The following is a 16428-nucleotide window of genomic DNA, read 5'->3' as shown; positions in this document are numbered from 1 at the left end:
TTTGAAAAATCAGATTCAATTAGTTTTAAAAGAAAGAATAAGAGATGTACAGGGAGAGCAGGTGCAAAATGCTGCAAAAGCTTTCCTGAACATCGATACTGGAAAAGTGAAAACCGGCAAGATCTTCAACGTGATGCACGATCTTCCCAAGCAAGATATTGAAAAGTTCGCTAATCTTGGTCTGAAAGATGAGATCATTCACGATGTTTACATCAATTCGTTTTATCAGAATGATCGTTTCAAAACGTTTGTTCTGGCTGCAAAGATGCCCGGCGTAACCGATGATGAAGGAGTGTCAGCTCAGAAAACTTTGAACGATATCCTCGATATTAATCTGGATGTAAATACTCAGCATATTTACACAGAAGATATCTATTTATTTGAAAACGATTTAAATAACACAGAATTAAAGGAACTTGCCGAAAAGCAACTTGGCAATAAACTCATTCATCATTTTGAATTTGGTAAATTTACGGGTAGGATAGATTATGTTCCGGAAGTGAAGATTGCTTCCGATGAGCAGGTAAAGATCATTGATCTTAACGTTTCTGATGAAGAACTGATGAAACTTTCCAAAGATATGTTACTTTCATTAAATTTGGAAGAGATGAAAGCGATCCAGGCTCATTTTACAGATGGGAAAGTGAAAACATATCGAAAGGAAAAAGAACTGCCTGAAAACCCCACCGATTGCGAACTGGAAGTGCTGGCACAAACCTGGAGTGAACATTGCAAACACAAAGAATTTGCCGCTACCATAGATTATGAAAACAAAGTAACTGGAGAAAAATTAAAGATCGATTCCCTGTTTAAAACTTATATTCGCAGATCAACCGAAATAGTGAGGGAAAGATTAGAAAAATCAGGAAATAACTGGCTACTCAAGATATTTACCGATAATGCCGGCGTTGTGAAAATTGATGATGAAAACGTTTTCGTTTGGAAAGTGGAAACCCACAATTCGCCTTCTGCCATCGATCCCTACGGCGGAGCGATCACCGGCATTCTGGGCAATAACCGTGATCCGCTGGGAACAGGCATCGGCGGTGGAAAGTTGCTTTTTAATACAAATGTACTTTGTTTTGGTTCTCCATATTACGATAAAGAATTGCTTCCCGGTCAATTGCATCCTCGCAGAATTATGGAAGGCGTGCGGCACGGCATAGAAGATGGCGGCAATAAATCTGGCATTCCCACTGTGAACGGCTCGATCATTTTTGATGATCGCTACAGCGGCAAGCCGCTGGTTTATTGCGGTACTGGCGGAGTGATGCCCTACAAATTAAATGGCATGAATTCCTGGCTTAAACCGATCGCTGCCGGAGATTTGATCATCATGGCTGGTGGCCGCGTGGGCAAAGACGGAATTCATGGTGCTACCTTTTCTTCAGCCGAGATCGATGAGCATTCACCGCAATCAGCCGTTCAGATCGGCAGTCCCATTACTCAGAAGCTGGTAAGTGATTTCATGCAGGAAGCCGTGCAGCAGGGTTTGATAAAATGTTCTACAGATAATGGTGCCGGGGGACTTTCTTCATCTGTAGGAGAACTTGCTACAATTTCCGGTGGTGCAGTTGTAAATCTGGAAAAAGTTCCCCTGAAATATGCGAATCTAAAACCCTGGGAGATCTTTATTTCCGAATCTCAGGAACGGATGACTTTTGTGGTTACTGATGATAATAAAGAAGAACTCTTTGCATTGGCAAAAGAGCGTGAAGTGGAACTTTCCGAAATTGGTAATTTCACAGATGATGGCTTTATCGATGTACGTTTTGATGGGAAATCAGTTGCTTATCTGGATATGGATTTCCTGCATGATGGAGTTCCCAGAAAATATATGGAAGCCGTCTGGGAAAAACCTGATTTGCATGAGCCACAACTTCCAAAAAATCTGGATTACAACGAAATCCTGGAAAGATTGATGGGCAGCTTGAATATCTGTTCCCGGGAAAATGTGATCCGGCAATACGATCATGAAGTGAAGGGCAAAACAACGATCAAACCTTTGATGGGACCGGCAGGAAAAGCTCCGCAGGACGCAGCTGTGATGAGAATAAATTTTGATAACTTTACAGGAATTGCTGTTTCCAATGGCATTCTACCCCGCTACAGCGATATAGATGCTTATCAGATGAGTGCCGGAGCTTTTGATGAAGCGATCCGGCAGATAATTGCAGTGGGTGGAAAACTGCCCGATCCGGAAGATAAAACTAATCGTTTCTGGACGGTTAACGATAACTTCTGCGTTCCCGATTCTGCTTACGATCCTGTTACAAATCCCGATGGCAAATTGAAGCTGGCAAAACTGGTACAGATGAACCAGGCACTTTTCGATATGTCCACCTTCTATAATATTCCCATGACTTCCGGCAAGGATAGCATGAAGAATGATTTCAAAGCCGGTGACATTAAGATTTCCGTACCGCCCACAATTCTCTATTCAATGGTGGCAAAAGTGGATGATGTTCGCCAAACCGTGACCAGCGATTTCAAAGCGGAAGGAGATTTGATCTATCAGATCGGAACAACTTATAACGAAATTGGTGCTTCCGAGTTTTATCGCCTGTTCGATGAACTGGGTGAAAACGTTCCGATAGTTAGAAAGGATGATGCTAAACGAATTTATGAAAAAGTGATGCAAGCAAATGAGCAGAATCTGATCGAATCTAACCATGACATCTCGGATGGCGGATTGGCTGTAGCTCTTACAGAATCTGCCTTTGGAGGTGGTTTCGGAGCAGAAATCAATTTGGATATATTTTCTGAACTGGATTTAAACGCTATACTTTTCTCTGAGTCGCATTCCCGATTTATCTGCAGTATAAAACCTGAAAATAAAAACAAATTTGAAGAACTTTTCGAAAATGAAGCGACTCTTTTGGGAAAAGTAACAAGCGAAGAAAAAATGATAATGAAATACAGAAACAAAGAAGTTATTTATATAGAAATGAATAAACTAAGAACAGCTTGGGAAAGAGGACTTATGTAACTCAAACATCCTGTTTGCGTAACTCAAAGTCGGAGCTTTGAGTTACAAAAGGAAATTATGAAAAAAGTTAAAGCGTTAATAATAACAGGTTTTGGAATAAATTGCGAAGAGGAGATGGCAGCAGCCTATAAACTGGCTGGAGCGGATACCATAATTTGCCATTTGAACGATGTCTTTGCAGGAAAGATCAGCATTCAGGATTTTGATGTTTTGAATTTTCCGGGTGGATTTGCTTTCGGTGATGATCTGGGTTCGGGAAAAGTTCTCTCCAATAAAATGAAATTCAAGAAAATGGCAGATGGACATCAATTCATGGCTGAGATCAAAAAGTTCCTGGATGATGGGAAATTCATTCTGGGTGTTTGTAACGGATTCCAATTTCTGGTAAAGATGGGACTTCTGCCCGATGTATCAGGAAGCTGGCAGCAGGAGGTAACTCTTACAAGGAATAATTCTGCTAAGTTTGAAGATCGCTGGGTTTACTGCAAAGTTAATCCTGAAAACAAAACTCCGTTTTTGCATGGAATTGATATTCTACCCGTTCCGGTGCGGCATGGTGAAGGAAAACTGATCATTAAAGATGGAAAAATCGAAAAAGCAATCATGGAGAAAGATTTGAACTGCTTGAATTATTGCGATGCGGATGGAAACGTAACTGATGAATATCCGCTTAATCCCAATGGTTCCGCTTTGAATTGTGCCGGATTGACCAACGACACTGGACAGGTTTTTGGTCTGATGCCGCATCCCGAAGCTTTTTTGAGTTTATATAATCATCCCAACTGGGGACAAATAAAGAGAAATAATCCCGATATCAGTGAAGATGGGGAAGGGTTGAAGATATTCAGGAATATTGTGGAATATATTGAGAGCAACTTTTAAAATGAAAAACTTTAATCGTCTTTCTGCCTGCCAGGCCATAGCTCAGAGACGGCTGGAGGAAACTGTTGGGAAAAAACTCTGAAAAGCTCTCTTTCACTGATTCTTGCAGTTGAGACTTTCAGAGTTGAAAACAGCCTTGAAAATGTAATGTGAGAAGAGAATGTGAAAGAAGCCTTTTCAAGGATAGAAAAATAAGAGGATAAAATGAAAAAAACAATCTCAACCCAAAACGCTCCGCAGGCTGTGGGACCTTATTCTCAGGCTGTGTGGGCTGGTGATCTGCTCTTCATTTCCGGGCAGATTCCTATCAATCCTGAAACTGGTAAATTTGTATCTGATGATGTGAAGGAACAAACCAAACAGGTTTTCAAAAATATCGGAGCAATCTTGAAAAAAGCTGGGTTAAGTTACGAAAACATTGTAAAAGCGACTGTTTATCTGGCAGATATGAATGATTTTGCCGCCATGAACGAAGTTTATGCATCCTACTTTACAAAAGATTTTCCTGCTCGTGCTGCTTTTGAAGTCGTTAAACTTCCCTTAGGTGCTAAAGTTGAAATTGAAGCGATAGCAGTGAAATGAAAAAAGAAAATTTCTTTAGAATAGAATTGACGGATTTTCATATTGCGCAAAAATGCGCAACGCAGTTTGGCGTAATACATAGGTCGCTAAATAACGAGTCGCAATATTGCGACCTGAATTAGGAGGGGGTATGGAAAATCCGTTTAAATATGGAGAGATTGTAGAAGGTGACAACTTTTGTAACCGGGCAGAGGAATTGAAGCAGATTAAAAGGGCAATCATCAACTCTAAATCATTTTGGATCAATTCACCAAGACGGTATGGTAAATCATCACTGATCCTGAAAGCTTTTAAAGAGCTTAATGAACCCGATATCATTACTCTTTATTTTGATTTTTACGGAATCGAATCCTTAGATGAATTTGCTCGAAAATACGCATCTTTACTAGCAAAATGTTTATTCGACTGGAGAACTGAAATTAAAAAACTATCTCAAAAAATTGGGGAATATTTCAAGAATTTATATCCAAAAATATCTTTCGACAATTTCGGTCAACCTTCTGTATCATTTGAAATTAAACAGTTAGAAAATTCTAATGATATTGAAACGATATTGAAGATACCTCAGCAGATAGCAGAAAAATCCCAAAAGAAAATTTGTATTGCTTTTGACGAGTTTCAGGAAGTCCAAAGAATAAAACCATTTTTAATAAATTGGATGAGAACAGAATTCCAACATCAATCTAAAGTGTCATATATTTTTTTGGAAAGCAATAAATCATTGATGGAATTTGTTTTTACCGATTACAATTCACCTTTTTATGAATATGGTTTCAAACTACCTATCCATCCTATCAAAAAAGAGGATCTAAGAGTATTTATTACAAAAAGATTTTCCGATACAAATTTGAAAATCAGAGATATAACGATAAACTCAATATTGACTAAATCGAGAAACCATCCACATTTTACTCAATATTTTGCAGCTGTTGTTTGGGAATTGATATATGAGGGAATTAGTGAAGATAACCCCGATTTTGAAGATCTTTGGATGAATCGAATTATCGCTAGCCAATCCATGATATTTCAGAATATTTACGATCAATTAAGTTCAAATCAAAGAAGAACCTTACATGCTCTTTCTGGGTTAAGAGATAATAAGCTGTTTTCAAGTAGATTTCGAGAAGAACATGATTTACCGCAAACATCATCTTTAACAACTACATTAAACAGTTTAATTAATAAAAACCTTGTTATTAAAACTAATGGTACTTATCAGATTCAGAATCCTGTATTTGAGGAATGGTTAAAATCAATAAAATTAAATAAAGGTCAAAAATGAAAGCAAAAGAACTGATCAAAAATCTGGAATGGCTGAGAAAGGATATTATCGGTCGTAACAAAATGTTTGAAACTCCTTTTGGTGAAAAGCCGTTAGTTTATGCCGATTACACTGCCAGCGGACGCTGTTTGTATTCCATCGAAAACTATATGATGCACATTATGCAGTATTATGCCAACACACATACCGAAGATGATTTCACCGGCAAAACCATGACTGAACTTTTGCACGATGCCGAGAAAAACATCAAGAAATTGGTGAATGCAGGAAAACACGGAAAAATCATTTTTACAGAATCGGGCACAACCGGCGGTATTACAAGATTGCAGCAGATTTTAGGTGTTTACTGGCCTCCGGCAACTCGCGAAAAAATAAATCTATTTCTGAATAGCTGCTTGGAACGTGATTCTTCCAGAACTGGATGCAACAAGGAATTGAAAGATTTCATTAAGAATCATAAACCGATAGTTTTTGTGGGGCCATACGAACATCATTCCAATGAGATTATGTGGCGACAAACTCTCTGTGATGTAGTGGAAGTGCCTATGAATGAGAACGAAGAGATCGATCTGGATGCTTTGGAAAAGATGGTTTCAGATCCCCAATATGATCATCGCCCCAAGATCGGTTCTTTCTCTGCCGCTTCCAATGTTTCAGGATTAAAAACTCCTGTTTACGAAGTTGCTAAGATATTGCATAGAAACGGAGCAATCGCCTGTTTTGATTTTGCTGCTTGTGCACCTTATATAGAGATTGATATGAATCGAGACGCAGAAAGTTATTTTGATGCAATCTACCTTTCTCCGCACAAGTTTCTGGGCGGACCGGGAAGTTCGGGAATTCTGATCTTCAATGAAAATATTTATCCGAAACAACTTCCTCCCACCGTCGCTGCTGGTGGAACGGTAGATTACGTTTCTCCAGAAGGCGAAGAGTATATTCACGACATCGAAACCCGAGAAAAACCAGGAACACCGGGAATTTTGCAGGCTATCAAGACTTCACTCGCATTCCAGGTTAAAGAAAAAGTTGGGCTGGAAGCGATAGAGAAAATTGAAAACTATTATTATTCCAATTTCAAAAAAGCTTTTGAATGTGAAGATAAGATTCTTTTTTACGGACCTCAGGAGGTGGAAAAGAAGGTGCCTATAATTCCCTTCAACATCGTGCATGGCGACAGAATCCTGCATTCCAAATTTGTAACACGACTTCTGAATGATCTGTTTGGAATTCAGACTCGAGCCGGCTGTTCCTGCGCCGGACCATACGGACATAAACTTATGCACATCGAAATGCAGACGTCAAATTATTATCGCTGCATGATAACAAATGTCGGATATTCAGGAATCAAACCCGGTTGGGTTCGTTTGAACTTGCATTATGCCTTGTCTGAAGATGAATTTGAATACATAATCGAAGCTATAAAATTTGCCGTTAAATATGCCCATCGCTTCATTCCGCAATATGTTTTTGATATGAAAGCCGGTGATTGGAAACACATGGCTGCAGGCGATGATGAAAAACCGATAGAACTCGATATTGAGAAAGTTTTTGAAGCAAAAAAGTTCAAACAAAAAGAACCTAATGATATTGAAAAAATATATAAAAAAAATATCAGGAAAGCAATCGAAATGGCAGAAATTCTTCCTGATGAATTTGAAAAAGTAAAATTTGAACCTGAGTTGGAAGAACTTATTTTCTTCCATGTAAAAAATATTATAAATTATAAAAAATATGAAGGAAAACAATATGTGTAAATATCTATCCCCCTTAGAAGGGGGAATAAAATTTATCCCGTGGAATCCTATGGATATTCCACTGGGAGGGGGTTTTCTGATAGTGGAATTTATATTACTTTCAAACAAAACCCCTCAAACTCCCCTTACGAAGGGGAGCTTAGTGGAGATTCTACAAAAGATAACTTGAGGAAATTATGATAAAGATAAAACGTGCTCTATTAAGCGTTTCCGATAAAACCGGGATCGTTGATTTGGCAAAAATCTTAAAAGAATTTGATTGTGAAATAATATCAACCGGCGGCACCAGAAAAGTGCTGGAAGATGCTGGAATCAAAGTTACGGAAATCCAGTCTGTAACCGGAAACCCGGAAGCTTTCGGTGGCAGAATGAAAACGATCTCGTTCAACATCGAATCAGCGATTTTATTTGATCGGGACAAAGATGCTGCCGAAGCTGCAAAACTGGGAATCCAACCCATCGATCTGGTGGTGTGCAATCTTTATCCATTCTCCAGAGTGAAGGAATCGGGAGCTGATTTTGATGCCCTGATCGAAAACATCGACATTGGCGGACCAACCATGGTTCGTGCTGCTGCCAAAAATTTTATACATGTGGCAGTTGTTACCGATGTGAATGATTATCAACTTATCATGAACGAATTGAAAGATAACGAAGGAACTCTCGGTTATGATTCACGTTTCAAGCTGATGCGAAAAGCGTTCAATCATACAGCAGATTATGACGCTTTGATCTCCACGACTATGGATGAACAGGCAGATGAGAAAAGCATTCGTCTTCATTTTACTGGTGGAAAGAAACTCCGTTACGGCGAAAATTCGCATCAGGAAGGATTTTTCTATCGGGAAGCAGGAAAGCAAAACTCACTCTATGACATGAATGTTCTGCATGGAAGGGAAATTTCCTACAACAATCTCAACGACATTCAAGGTGCGATAGATGCGGTGAAAGATTTGAGCAGATTTGCCGTTGCAGTTATCAAACACAGCAATCCCTGCGGACTGGCGGAAGCTGATGATCAATTAACTGCAATGCAGCTTGCCTGGCAGGGCGATCCGGTTTCAGCTTTTGGCAGCATCATTGCCTTCAACAAACCAGTAGATTTGAAAACAGTTGAGTTTTTCGAATTGAACAACGAAGATAAATCCAAGCGTAAATTCGTGGAAGTGGTCGTTGCTCCTGATTTCAGCGCAGAAGCTCTGGAATACCTGGAGTTCCATAAAAATCTCAGGATCGTTCAATTTGATCCAAATCAATCATGTAGTAATATCGATATGAAATATCTGTTTAATTCTCTGCTGGTTCAAGATACTGATACAAAATTGCACGATAAGATGCAGGTGGTAACACAGCGGAAAGTAAATCTTGAAAAACAGAAAAAACTTATCGAGTTCGGCATCACAGCAATGCGACAGGTTAAGTCGAATTCAATTGTGATCGTGAGAGAGAAAGATGGAGCTTTCCAACTTCTGGGTATGGGAGCTGGTCAGCCGAATCGTTTGATCTCTACCAAACTTGCCATCGAAAAAGCTACCGAAAATTTAAGCTTTGAATATAATGGAAAAGAAATGATCTCATATTATGATGAACAGTTTGGAAATGCAATCCTGGTTTCTGATGCGTTCTTTCCCTTTCCAGATAATGTAGTCACAGCATCTCAAGCCGGCATCAAAACTATCGTTCAGCCCGGTGGATCAATCAGAGATAAAAAAGTAATCAAAGCCTGTGATGATCTGGATATTGCTATGATCTTTACGGGAATACGACATTTTAAACATTGATGCAAACCTTGAAAAGACTTCAATCAGAGAAATGCTTGCAGTTAAGTCTTTTCAATGGTAAAAAAATCTGGAAAGCGTAGCTTGAAGAATAATTTATAAAATAAATAAAAGAAGATATCGCTTAGCGTTTTTGCGACCTTAGCGGTAGATTAAGGAGAGAAAAAATGAAATGTCTGGACAAACTCTACACTCCGCAGATCAAGAAGATCCACAGCGGAAAAGTACGTGAGAGTTTTAGACTCGATGAGAAAACACGCCTGATCGTAGTTTCCGATCGCGTGAGTAGTTTTGATAGCGTGTTGAACAACCTGATTCCCAATAAAGGTGCGGTTCTGAATGCGATCACGAATTACTGGTTCAATAAAACCAGGAACATTGTCGATAACCATCTTATCAAAGCGGTTGATCCCAACATCAGCCTGGTGAAAGAAGCTCAGCCGATCAAAGTGGAAATGATCGTGCGCGGCTATTTGACCGGCTCAATGTGGCGTGGTTACAAAAAAGGGAAAAGAGAATTCTCTGGAGTACAAGCAGTTGACGGTCTTTCCCAAAATCAGAAATTTCCGACCCCGTTATTAACCCCAACTACCAAAGAGGAACATGATCGTGAAATTACACCGGAAGACATCGTGAAAGAAGGTTGGACCACAAAAGAGATCTACGACAAGATGGCAGAACTTTCAATGAAACTGTTTGAACTCGGTACTAAAGAATTAGCTGAAAAGGGCATAATTCTGGTAGATACAAAATACGAATTTGGAATTGTGGATGGTGAAATAATTCTGATCGATGAAATCCATACTCCCGATTCTTCCCGTTTCTGGGATAAAGCTGCTTATGAAAAAGATCCTGCAAAAGTTGATTCTATGGACAAAGAATACATTCGCCAGTGGCTTTTGAACAATAAAATTGACGGCAAAGTTCCCGATATGCTGCCCGAAGATGTGATCGAAACTTCCTCCCAAAAATACATCGATATTTACGAGAGAATTCTGGGAGAGAAATTTATTCCCTGCAAACTTCCACTCAATACAAGAATTTACAATCGGCTTCTGGGTGCAGGTCTTATTAAAGATGGTTATGTAATTATTATCATGGGTTCACCAGCAGATTTGGAACATTGTAAGAAAATCAAATCTCATCTGGAAAAATATGATATTTATGTAGATATGAGAGTCACATCTGCTCATAAAAATGGCGAAAGATTACCAGAAATTACTGAGATGTATAACAATTCTGTTGAACCCGGTTGTGTAATTGCTGTTGCCGGTAGATCAAACGGTCTCGGTGGAGCTTTGGCAGCCAATCTGGCAATTCCGCTTATTAATTGTCCGCCATTCAAAGATAAAATTGATATGATGGTTAATATCAATTCATCACTCGTGATGCCTTCCAAAACGCCTGCATCAACTGTGATCGATGTGAGCTCTGCCGCACTGGCAGCACTCCGAAGCTTGAATCTGCAAAGATTGAAGGAAGTTTTTAGAGAAGAAATTGCTGAGGTGAAACTAGGTTTAGTCGAAGCCGATGAGGAGATAAAGAAAAATTAGCAGCGAACAAATCGAACAAATTCGAACTAAAAAAGTTCGTTTAGTTAGTTTTGTTAGTTGCTACAAGAGGTTTTTATGAATATTGCAGTTATCGGTTCTGGTGGCAGGGAACATGCCATCGCCTGGAAATTGGAACAAAGCGATTTAGCTGATAAAGTGTATGTTCTACCAGGAAATGGTGGAACGAAAAATAATGTAAAAATTGATGTAAATGATTTTGCAGATATCAAGGAATTTTGTGCTCAAGAATTGATCGAACTGATCTTTGTGGGGCCGGAAGATCCTCTGGCAAACGGAATTGTAGACTATTTTGCCGAAACACCGGTTAAGGTTTTTGGGCCGGATAAAGCCGGAGCTCAACTGGAAGGATCCAAGATCTTTGCTAAAAAATTCATGCAGAAATATGGAGTTGCTACTGCAGATTTCTGGGAATTTGGAAATTGCCATAAAAAAGCACAAAAAAATAAAAAAAATGTCATCCTGAGCGGAGTCGAAGGAGACAGCTTGTCAGTAATTAAAAAGCTCAATGGTAATTGTGTAATAAAATATGATGGTTTAGCAGCAGGAAAGGGAGTTTTTGTCTGCTCAAAACTGGAAGAAGCAAAATCTGCTCTGCAGGAAATTCATTCCAAATACGGGGAAGATGCATCTTATCTGATCGAAGAAAAACTGATCGGTGATGAGTTATCTATTCTGGCTTTTACAGATGGAGAAAATTATCAGCTTCTTCTGCCTTCGCAAGATCATAAACAACTTTTGGATGGCGATAAAGGACCCAATACCGGCGGTATGGGAGCTTTCTGCCCGGTTCCATTTTACAATGAAGAACTTAAGAAGCAAATCGAGAAGGATGTAATTCTTCCGACCATGAAAGGTATAAAAGCAGAAGGTTTCAATTTCAAAGGGATAGTTTATTTTGGCTTGATGATCACAGAAAAAGGACCCGAGGTTTTGGAATACAATGTCCGCTTGGGTGATCCGGAAACTGAAGTTGTGCTGCCAGCGATGAAAAGTGATTTGCTGAGACTGGTTTTAAGCTGCTTTGATGGTTCATTAAAAGATTATCAGATGGAGTTCAACGCTGGTTTTTTTGTGGATGTGGTACTGGTTTCCGGCGGTTATCCCAAAGCTTACAAAAAAGGTTATCCAATTTGTGGTTTGGAAAAAGCTGATGAATTGATCTTTCATGCCGGAACAAAAAAAATGGATGGTGAAATTGTAACTTCAGGTGGTCGCGTTTTAAATATTGTTTCTCATGGTGAAACTCTGGATAATGCTATCCAAAAAGCTTATGAGAAGGTGAATAATTACTTTTTTGATGATATGTTTTATCGAAAAGATATTGGTAAAAGAAAAAAATTATTTTAAACTTTATATTGGAAAATGATTAAATTGGGAGGTTTTGATGTACTGGAAAAATGAATTGAAAAAGAACATTATCACGATTGATCAATTGAAGAAGTTTTTACCAATTTCCAAAGATGATGAAAAATGGCTGAAAAAGGTTATTGATATACATCCAATGAGCGTCTCACGTCACTATTTGTCTCTTATTGATTTCAAAGATTCGGATGATCCAATAAAGAAAATGGTGATACCTGCCAAACAGGAAATGGATGTTACTGGCTCTTATGATACAAGCGGTGAATTGAGCAATACAAAGTTTTTAGGATTTCAACATAAATATCCACAAACAGTATTAATCTTGTCAACTCATCGTTGTGCAAGCTATTGTCGCTTCTGCTTCAGGAAAAGACTGGTCGGTGTTACTAAAGATGAAGTCTTAAATAACATAAATAAAGCAGTTACGTATATCAATAAACATCCGGAAGTAAATAACATTTTGATAACTGGGGGAGATCCCTTGGTACTTTCTACTAAAATTATTATCCGATTCCTGGAAAAACTTACAACCATTCCGCATATTGATTTCATAAGATTTGGGACGAAAGTTCCTGTTTACTTGCCAAGCAGAATCTATGATAGTTATGAATTATTAGCAGCTCTAAAAAAACATTCAAAGATCAAACAGATATATTTTGTAACTCATGTAGATCATCCCAGAGAAATCACACCGGAATTACGCAGAGCAATTTCGAAATTACTAAAAAGTAGAGTGATCGTGAATAATCAAACTGTTTTGATGAGAGGTGTGAACGACGATCCTAACATCTTAGCAGAGCTGCAGAATAAGTTGGTTTCTAGCGGAATAAATCCTTATTATGTTTTCCAATGCAGACCCGTGAAACGAGTAAAAAATCATTTTCAACTTCCAATTCTGGAGGGTTATCGAATTGTGGAAAAAGCTAAAACTATGCTGAATGGCCACAGCAAAAGATTTCGATATGTGATGTCGCATAAAACTGGAAAAGTTGAAATTATTGGACCCAAAAACGATGAGATGATCTTCAAATATCATCAGGCTAAAGATGCTCGAAATAATGGCAGGATATTTACCAGAAAGATCAGTAAAACTGCTGGTTGGTTGGATGAATTTGCAGCGAAATGAATCTAAAGCAACTAACAAAACCAACAACACGAATTTGTTAGGTTAAAAATGAAAAGCTTAATTTATATGGATGAGTGTTACAAGATTAAAAAAGCTTGTATTGAAGTTCGGAAAAGACTTGGGAATGGCTTTTTAGAGAAAGTTTATGAAAGAGCTTTAGTAATTGAACTCCAATTACTTGATTTTTTTGTTGAATCTCAGAAACTTATTCAAATTGTTTATCGAGGTGAAGTTATTGCGGATTATAAAGCGGACTTAATCATTGATGAGAAAATTATAATCGAACTAAAATGTGAAAATCAAATTAATAAATTTCACAAAGCACAGCTATTTAATTATCTAAAAGCAACTGGTTATAAATTAGGTGTAATTATCAATTTCCCCAATAATAGAAAAGGATTTGATTTCGAGAGGATTCCTAATATAATAGATTAAAATTCTTTTAGTTAGTATAGTTCGGTGCAAAAAATTAGAGGTTAAATGAATAAAATCATTATCATGATCAGTGGTCGTGGCAGCAATATGTTTGCCATTGCCAAAAATATTCAGTCTGGAATTCTGAAAGATGTTTGCGAAATCCAAACTGTCTTTTCCAATAAATCTGAAGCACCTGGACTGCAAAAAGCTAATGAAATGGGTATCAGAACTCATTGCATTCCATCCAAAGGAAAGAAGAAGAAAACATATAATTCGCTTTTATTGAAATGGTTGAAATCGGAGAAACCAGATTTTATTGTATTAGCAGGTTATATGAAGGTTTTACCTGTCGAGATCATCCAGGAATTTCCCAGAAAAATTATTAATATCCATCCTGCTGATACTACCGAACATCAAGGTTTACACGGCTATGAATGGGCTTGGGAAAATAATATAAAGGAGACTAAAATCACTGTTCATTTTGTTGATGAAGGACTTGATACCGGCGAGATCATCAGGCAGAGAGCTGTGGATTTGAACGGTTGTAATTCTCTGGAAGAAGTGGAAAAGAGGGGCTTGAAAGTGGAACATGAATTTTATAGTAAGTGCTTAAGAGAAATCTTAACCGCAAAGATCACAAAGACGCAAAAAGTCCCCCTTTAGAAGGGGGACAAAATTTATCCCGTGGAATCCTGTGGATATTCCACTGGGAGGGGGTTTTATAAAATCAAGATTGGTTATTTATCCGCCAAAACCCCTCGCCCTCCCCTTACAAAGGGGAGCTTAGTATTAGATATGAAAGAGGATTAATGAATAAAATTGCAATTATAGATTTTGGCGGACAATACACACATCTAATTGCTCGTCGAGTTAGAAACCTGGGAGTTTACAGCGAGATCTATCACCCCGAAGAATTTGAAGTTACAGACGAAATTGGGGGCATCATCTTTTCCGGCGGACCGCAATCGGTAAATGCTGAAGATGCGTATCGTATAAACATTGAAATCGAAGAAATTCAGAGTCCAATTCTGGGAATCTGCTACGGACATCAAATCCTGGCTGCCATGCTGGGTGGAACGATCGAAAGCGGAGAAAACAAAGAATACGGATTCACTTCGATCAACTGCGAAAACAATTCTGCTTTGTTTTCTGGTTTGGATTCTCAGCAAACAGTTTGGATGAGTCATGGTGATCATGTCTCAGAATTACCTGATTCATGCCGCATCACAGCTTATTCCGATTCGATAAAAGTTGCTTCTTATGAATCAAAAGATCAGAAATTTTTTGGAGTGCAGTTCCATCCGGAAGTGACACATACTACAAACGGCTTGAATATACTGGATAAGTTCATTTCAGTTTGTACTGAAAAACGCGACTGGAAAGCAGAAAATTTCAAAGAAACACTGATTCAGCAAATTCGAAAAGAAGCAAAAGGCAGAAAATTAGTTCTACTGCTTTCAGGTGGAGTTGATTCCCTCGTTGCTCTGGAACTTTGCATTCAGGCAGTTGGGAATGAAAATATTTTTTCCATCCATGTAGACACAGGATTCATGCGCAAGAACGAATCCAAAGAGATCATGGAACATTTTGAAAAACTCGGTTTCGAAAATATCAAGATCATCGCTGCGGAAGAACTTTATCTGAACGAACTTAAGGGCGTTGTAGAACCGGAAGCAAAACGCTTGATAATCGGTAAACTTTTCGTTGATATTGCCAATCAGGAACTGGCAGCATTGGAAAAAGAAGCAGAATTGATGCTGGTGCAGGGAACGATCTATCCCGATACAATCGAAAGTGGTTCTACAGATAAAGCAGCTAAGATAAAAACACATCACAATCGAGTGGATGAAATTGCAAAACTCATCGCAGAAGGACGTGTGATTGAGCCGATTAAAGAACTCTACAAAGATGAAGTTCGCAAACTGGGAGAAGAACTTGGATTACCCAAAAAACTGGTCCATCGTCATCCTTTTCCCGGTCCAGGTTTAGCGATCCGTGTTATCTGCTCGGATACAGAGATAAATGACTGTCACACTGAGCGTAGTCGAAGTGCGACAAAGAAGAGTGTATCCTTCGACTCCGCTCAGGATGACACTTATACAACTCGGGATGATTTTGAAAAAGAAGAAAAAATGCTAAACGAGATATTAATAGAATTTGGTTTAGAAGGAAAAATCCTGCCGATCAAGAGCGTAGGTGTGCAGGGAGATTTCCGCACCTATCATCATCCTGCGGTAGTTTGGTTCAAGTCAGATTTTAAACCGGAATGGGAAAATCTGAGAATTGGAGCATCAAGAGCTATCAATAAACTAATATCAGTCAACAGGATCGTGTTCAGTTGGCAGCCGGTCGATTTAAAGCTACAGAAACTTTTCCTGGAAAAACCGGTCATGGATAAATTGCGGAAAGTAGATGCAGTTTTGCGACAGGAAACTGATCACATTCCGGAGATCTGGCAAATGCCGGTAGTAGCGCTTCCACTTTATCAAAATAAAAAACAGGCTTTCGTTATACGTCCGGTTTGTTCTACCGATGCCATGACTGCCAGCGTTTATGAAATGGATTTTGCTGAATTTGAACGGCTTACAAGACTTATTCAAAAAATAAATGGAGTTGGCAATCTGCTCTATGATGTGACGACCAAGCCGCCGGGAACGATTGAGTGGGAGTAGAAAAGTA

The 16428-nt window shown here is 38.7% G+C and carries 12 protein-coding genes; all 12 read left to right on the top strand.

The window, feature by feature from the left end; all coding sequences use genetic code 11:
* The first annotated feature begins 1 nt into the window (after position 1).
* The 12 genes from K9N40_00200 (at position 2) to guaA (ending at position 16421) form a co-directional block, all read left to right on the top strand.
* Complete coding sequence (locus tag K9N40_00200) at positions 2-2989, top strand: phosphoribosylformylglycinamidine synthase (GenBank protein MCF7812882.1); 2988 nt, start codon at positions 2-4, stop codon at positions 2987-2989.
* Between the two features lie 57 nt (positions 2990-3046).
* Positions 3047-3871, top strand: a complete 825-nt coding sequence (locus K9N40_00195) for a phosphoribosylformylglycinamidine synthase subunit PurQ (GenBank protein ID MCF7812881.1) — start codon at positions 3047-3049, stop codon at positions 3869-3871.
* Between the two features lie 204 nt (positions 3872-4075).
* Positions 4076-4453, top strand: coding sequence for a RidA family protein (locus tag K9N40_00190; GenBank protein ID MCF7812880.1), 378 nt, complete (start codon positions 4076-4078; stop codon positions 4451-4453).
* A gap of 106 nt (positions 4454-4559) precedes the next feature.
* A complete protein-coding gene (locus tag K9N40_00185) occupies positions 4560-5735 on the top strand; it encodes a hypothetical protein (GenBank protein MCF7812879.1) in 1176 nt (391 codons plus the stop codon).
* A complete protein-coding gene (locus tag K9N40_00180) occupies positions 5732-7492 on the top strand; it encodes an aminotransferase class V-fold PLP-dependent enzyme (protein ID MCF7812878.1) in 1761 nt (586 codons plus the stop codon). The genes K9N40_00185 and K9N40_00180 overlap by 4 nt, the downstream gene beginning before the upstream one ends.
* 176 nt (positions 7493-7668) lie before the next feature.
* Positions 7669-9273 carry a bifunctional phosphoribosylaminoimidazolecarboxamide formyltransferase/IMP cyclohydrolase gene (gene purH / locus K9N40_00175; GenBank protein ID MCF7812877.1) on the top strand — a complete coding sequence of 535 codons (1605 nt, stop codon included), beginning with the start codon at positions 7669-7671 and terminating at the stop codon, positions 9271-9273.
* 164 nt (positions 9274-9437) lie between these two features.
* The gene (locus tag K9N40_00170; GenBank protein MCF7812876.1) at positions 9438-10823 is read left to right on the top strand and encodes a phosphoribosylaminoimidazolesuccinocarboxamide synthase; all 1386 of its coding nucleotides are present in this window, start codon (positions 9438-9440) and stop codon (positions 10821-10823) included.
* A gap of 75 nt (positions 10824-10898) precedes the next feature.
* A complete protein-coding gene (purD, locus tag K9N40_00165) occupies positions 10899-12191 on the top strand; it encodes a phosphoribosylamine--glycine ligase (GenBank protein ID MCF7812875.1) in 1293 nt (430 codons plus the stop codon).
* A gap of 37 nt (positions 12192-12228) precedes the next feature.
* A complete protein-coding gene (locus K9N40_00160) occupies positions 12229-13332 on the top strand; it encodes a KamA family radical SAM protein (GenBank protein MCF7812874.1) in 1104 nt (367 codons plus the stop codon).
* Between the two features lie 48 nt (positions 13333-13380).
* Positions 13381-13767: a GxxExxY protein gene (locus K9N40_00155; protein MCF7812873.1), complete on the top strand. Its 387-nt coding sequence runs from the start codon at positions 13381-13383 to the stop codon at positions 13765-13767.
* Positions 13768-13812: 45 nt separating this feature from the next.
* A complete protein-coding gene (purN, locus tag K9N40_00150) occupies positions 13813-14412 on the top strand; it encodes a phosphoribosylglycinamide formyltransferase (protein MCF7812872.1) in 600 nt (199 codons plus the stop codon).
* Between the two features lie 146 nt (positions 14413-14558).
* A complete protein-coding gene (gene guaA, locus K9N40_00145) occupies positions 14559-16421 on the top strand; it encodes a glutamine-hydrolyzing GMP synthase (GenBank protein MCF7812871.1) in 1863 nt (620 codons plus the stop codon).
* The last annotated feature ends 7 nt before the right edge of the window (positions 16422-16428 follow it).

Source organism: Candidatus Cloacimonadota bacterium (assembly GCA_021734245.1).
In the GTDB taxonomy this organism is placed as follows: Bacteria; Cloacimonadota; Cloacimonadia; order Cloacimonadales; family TCS61; genus B137-G9.
This window is presented reverse-complemented; position numbering and strand designations above follow the sequence as displayed.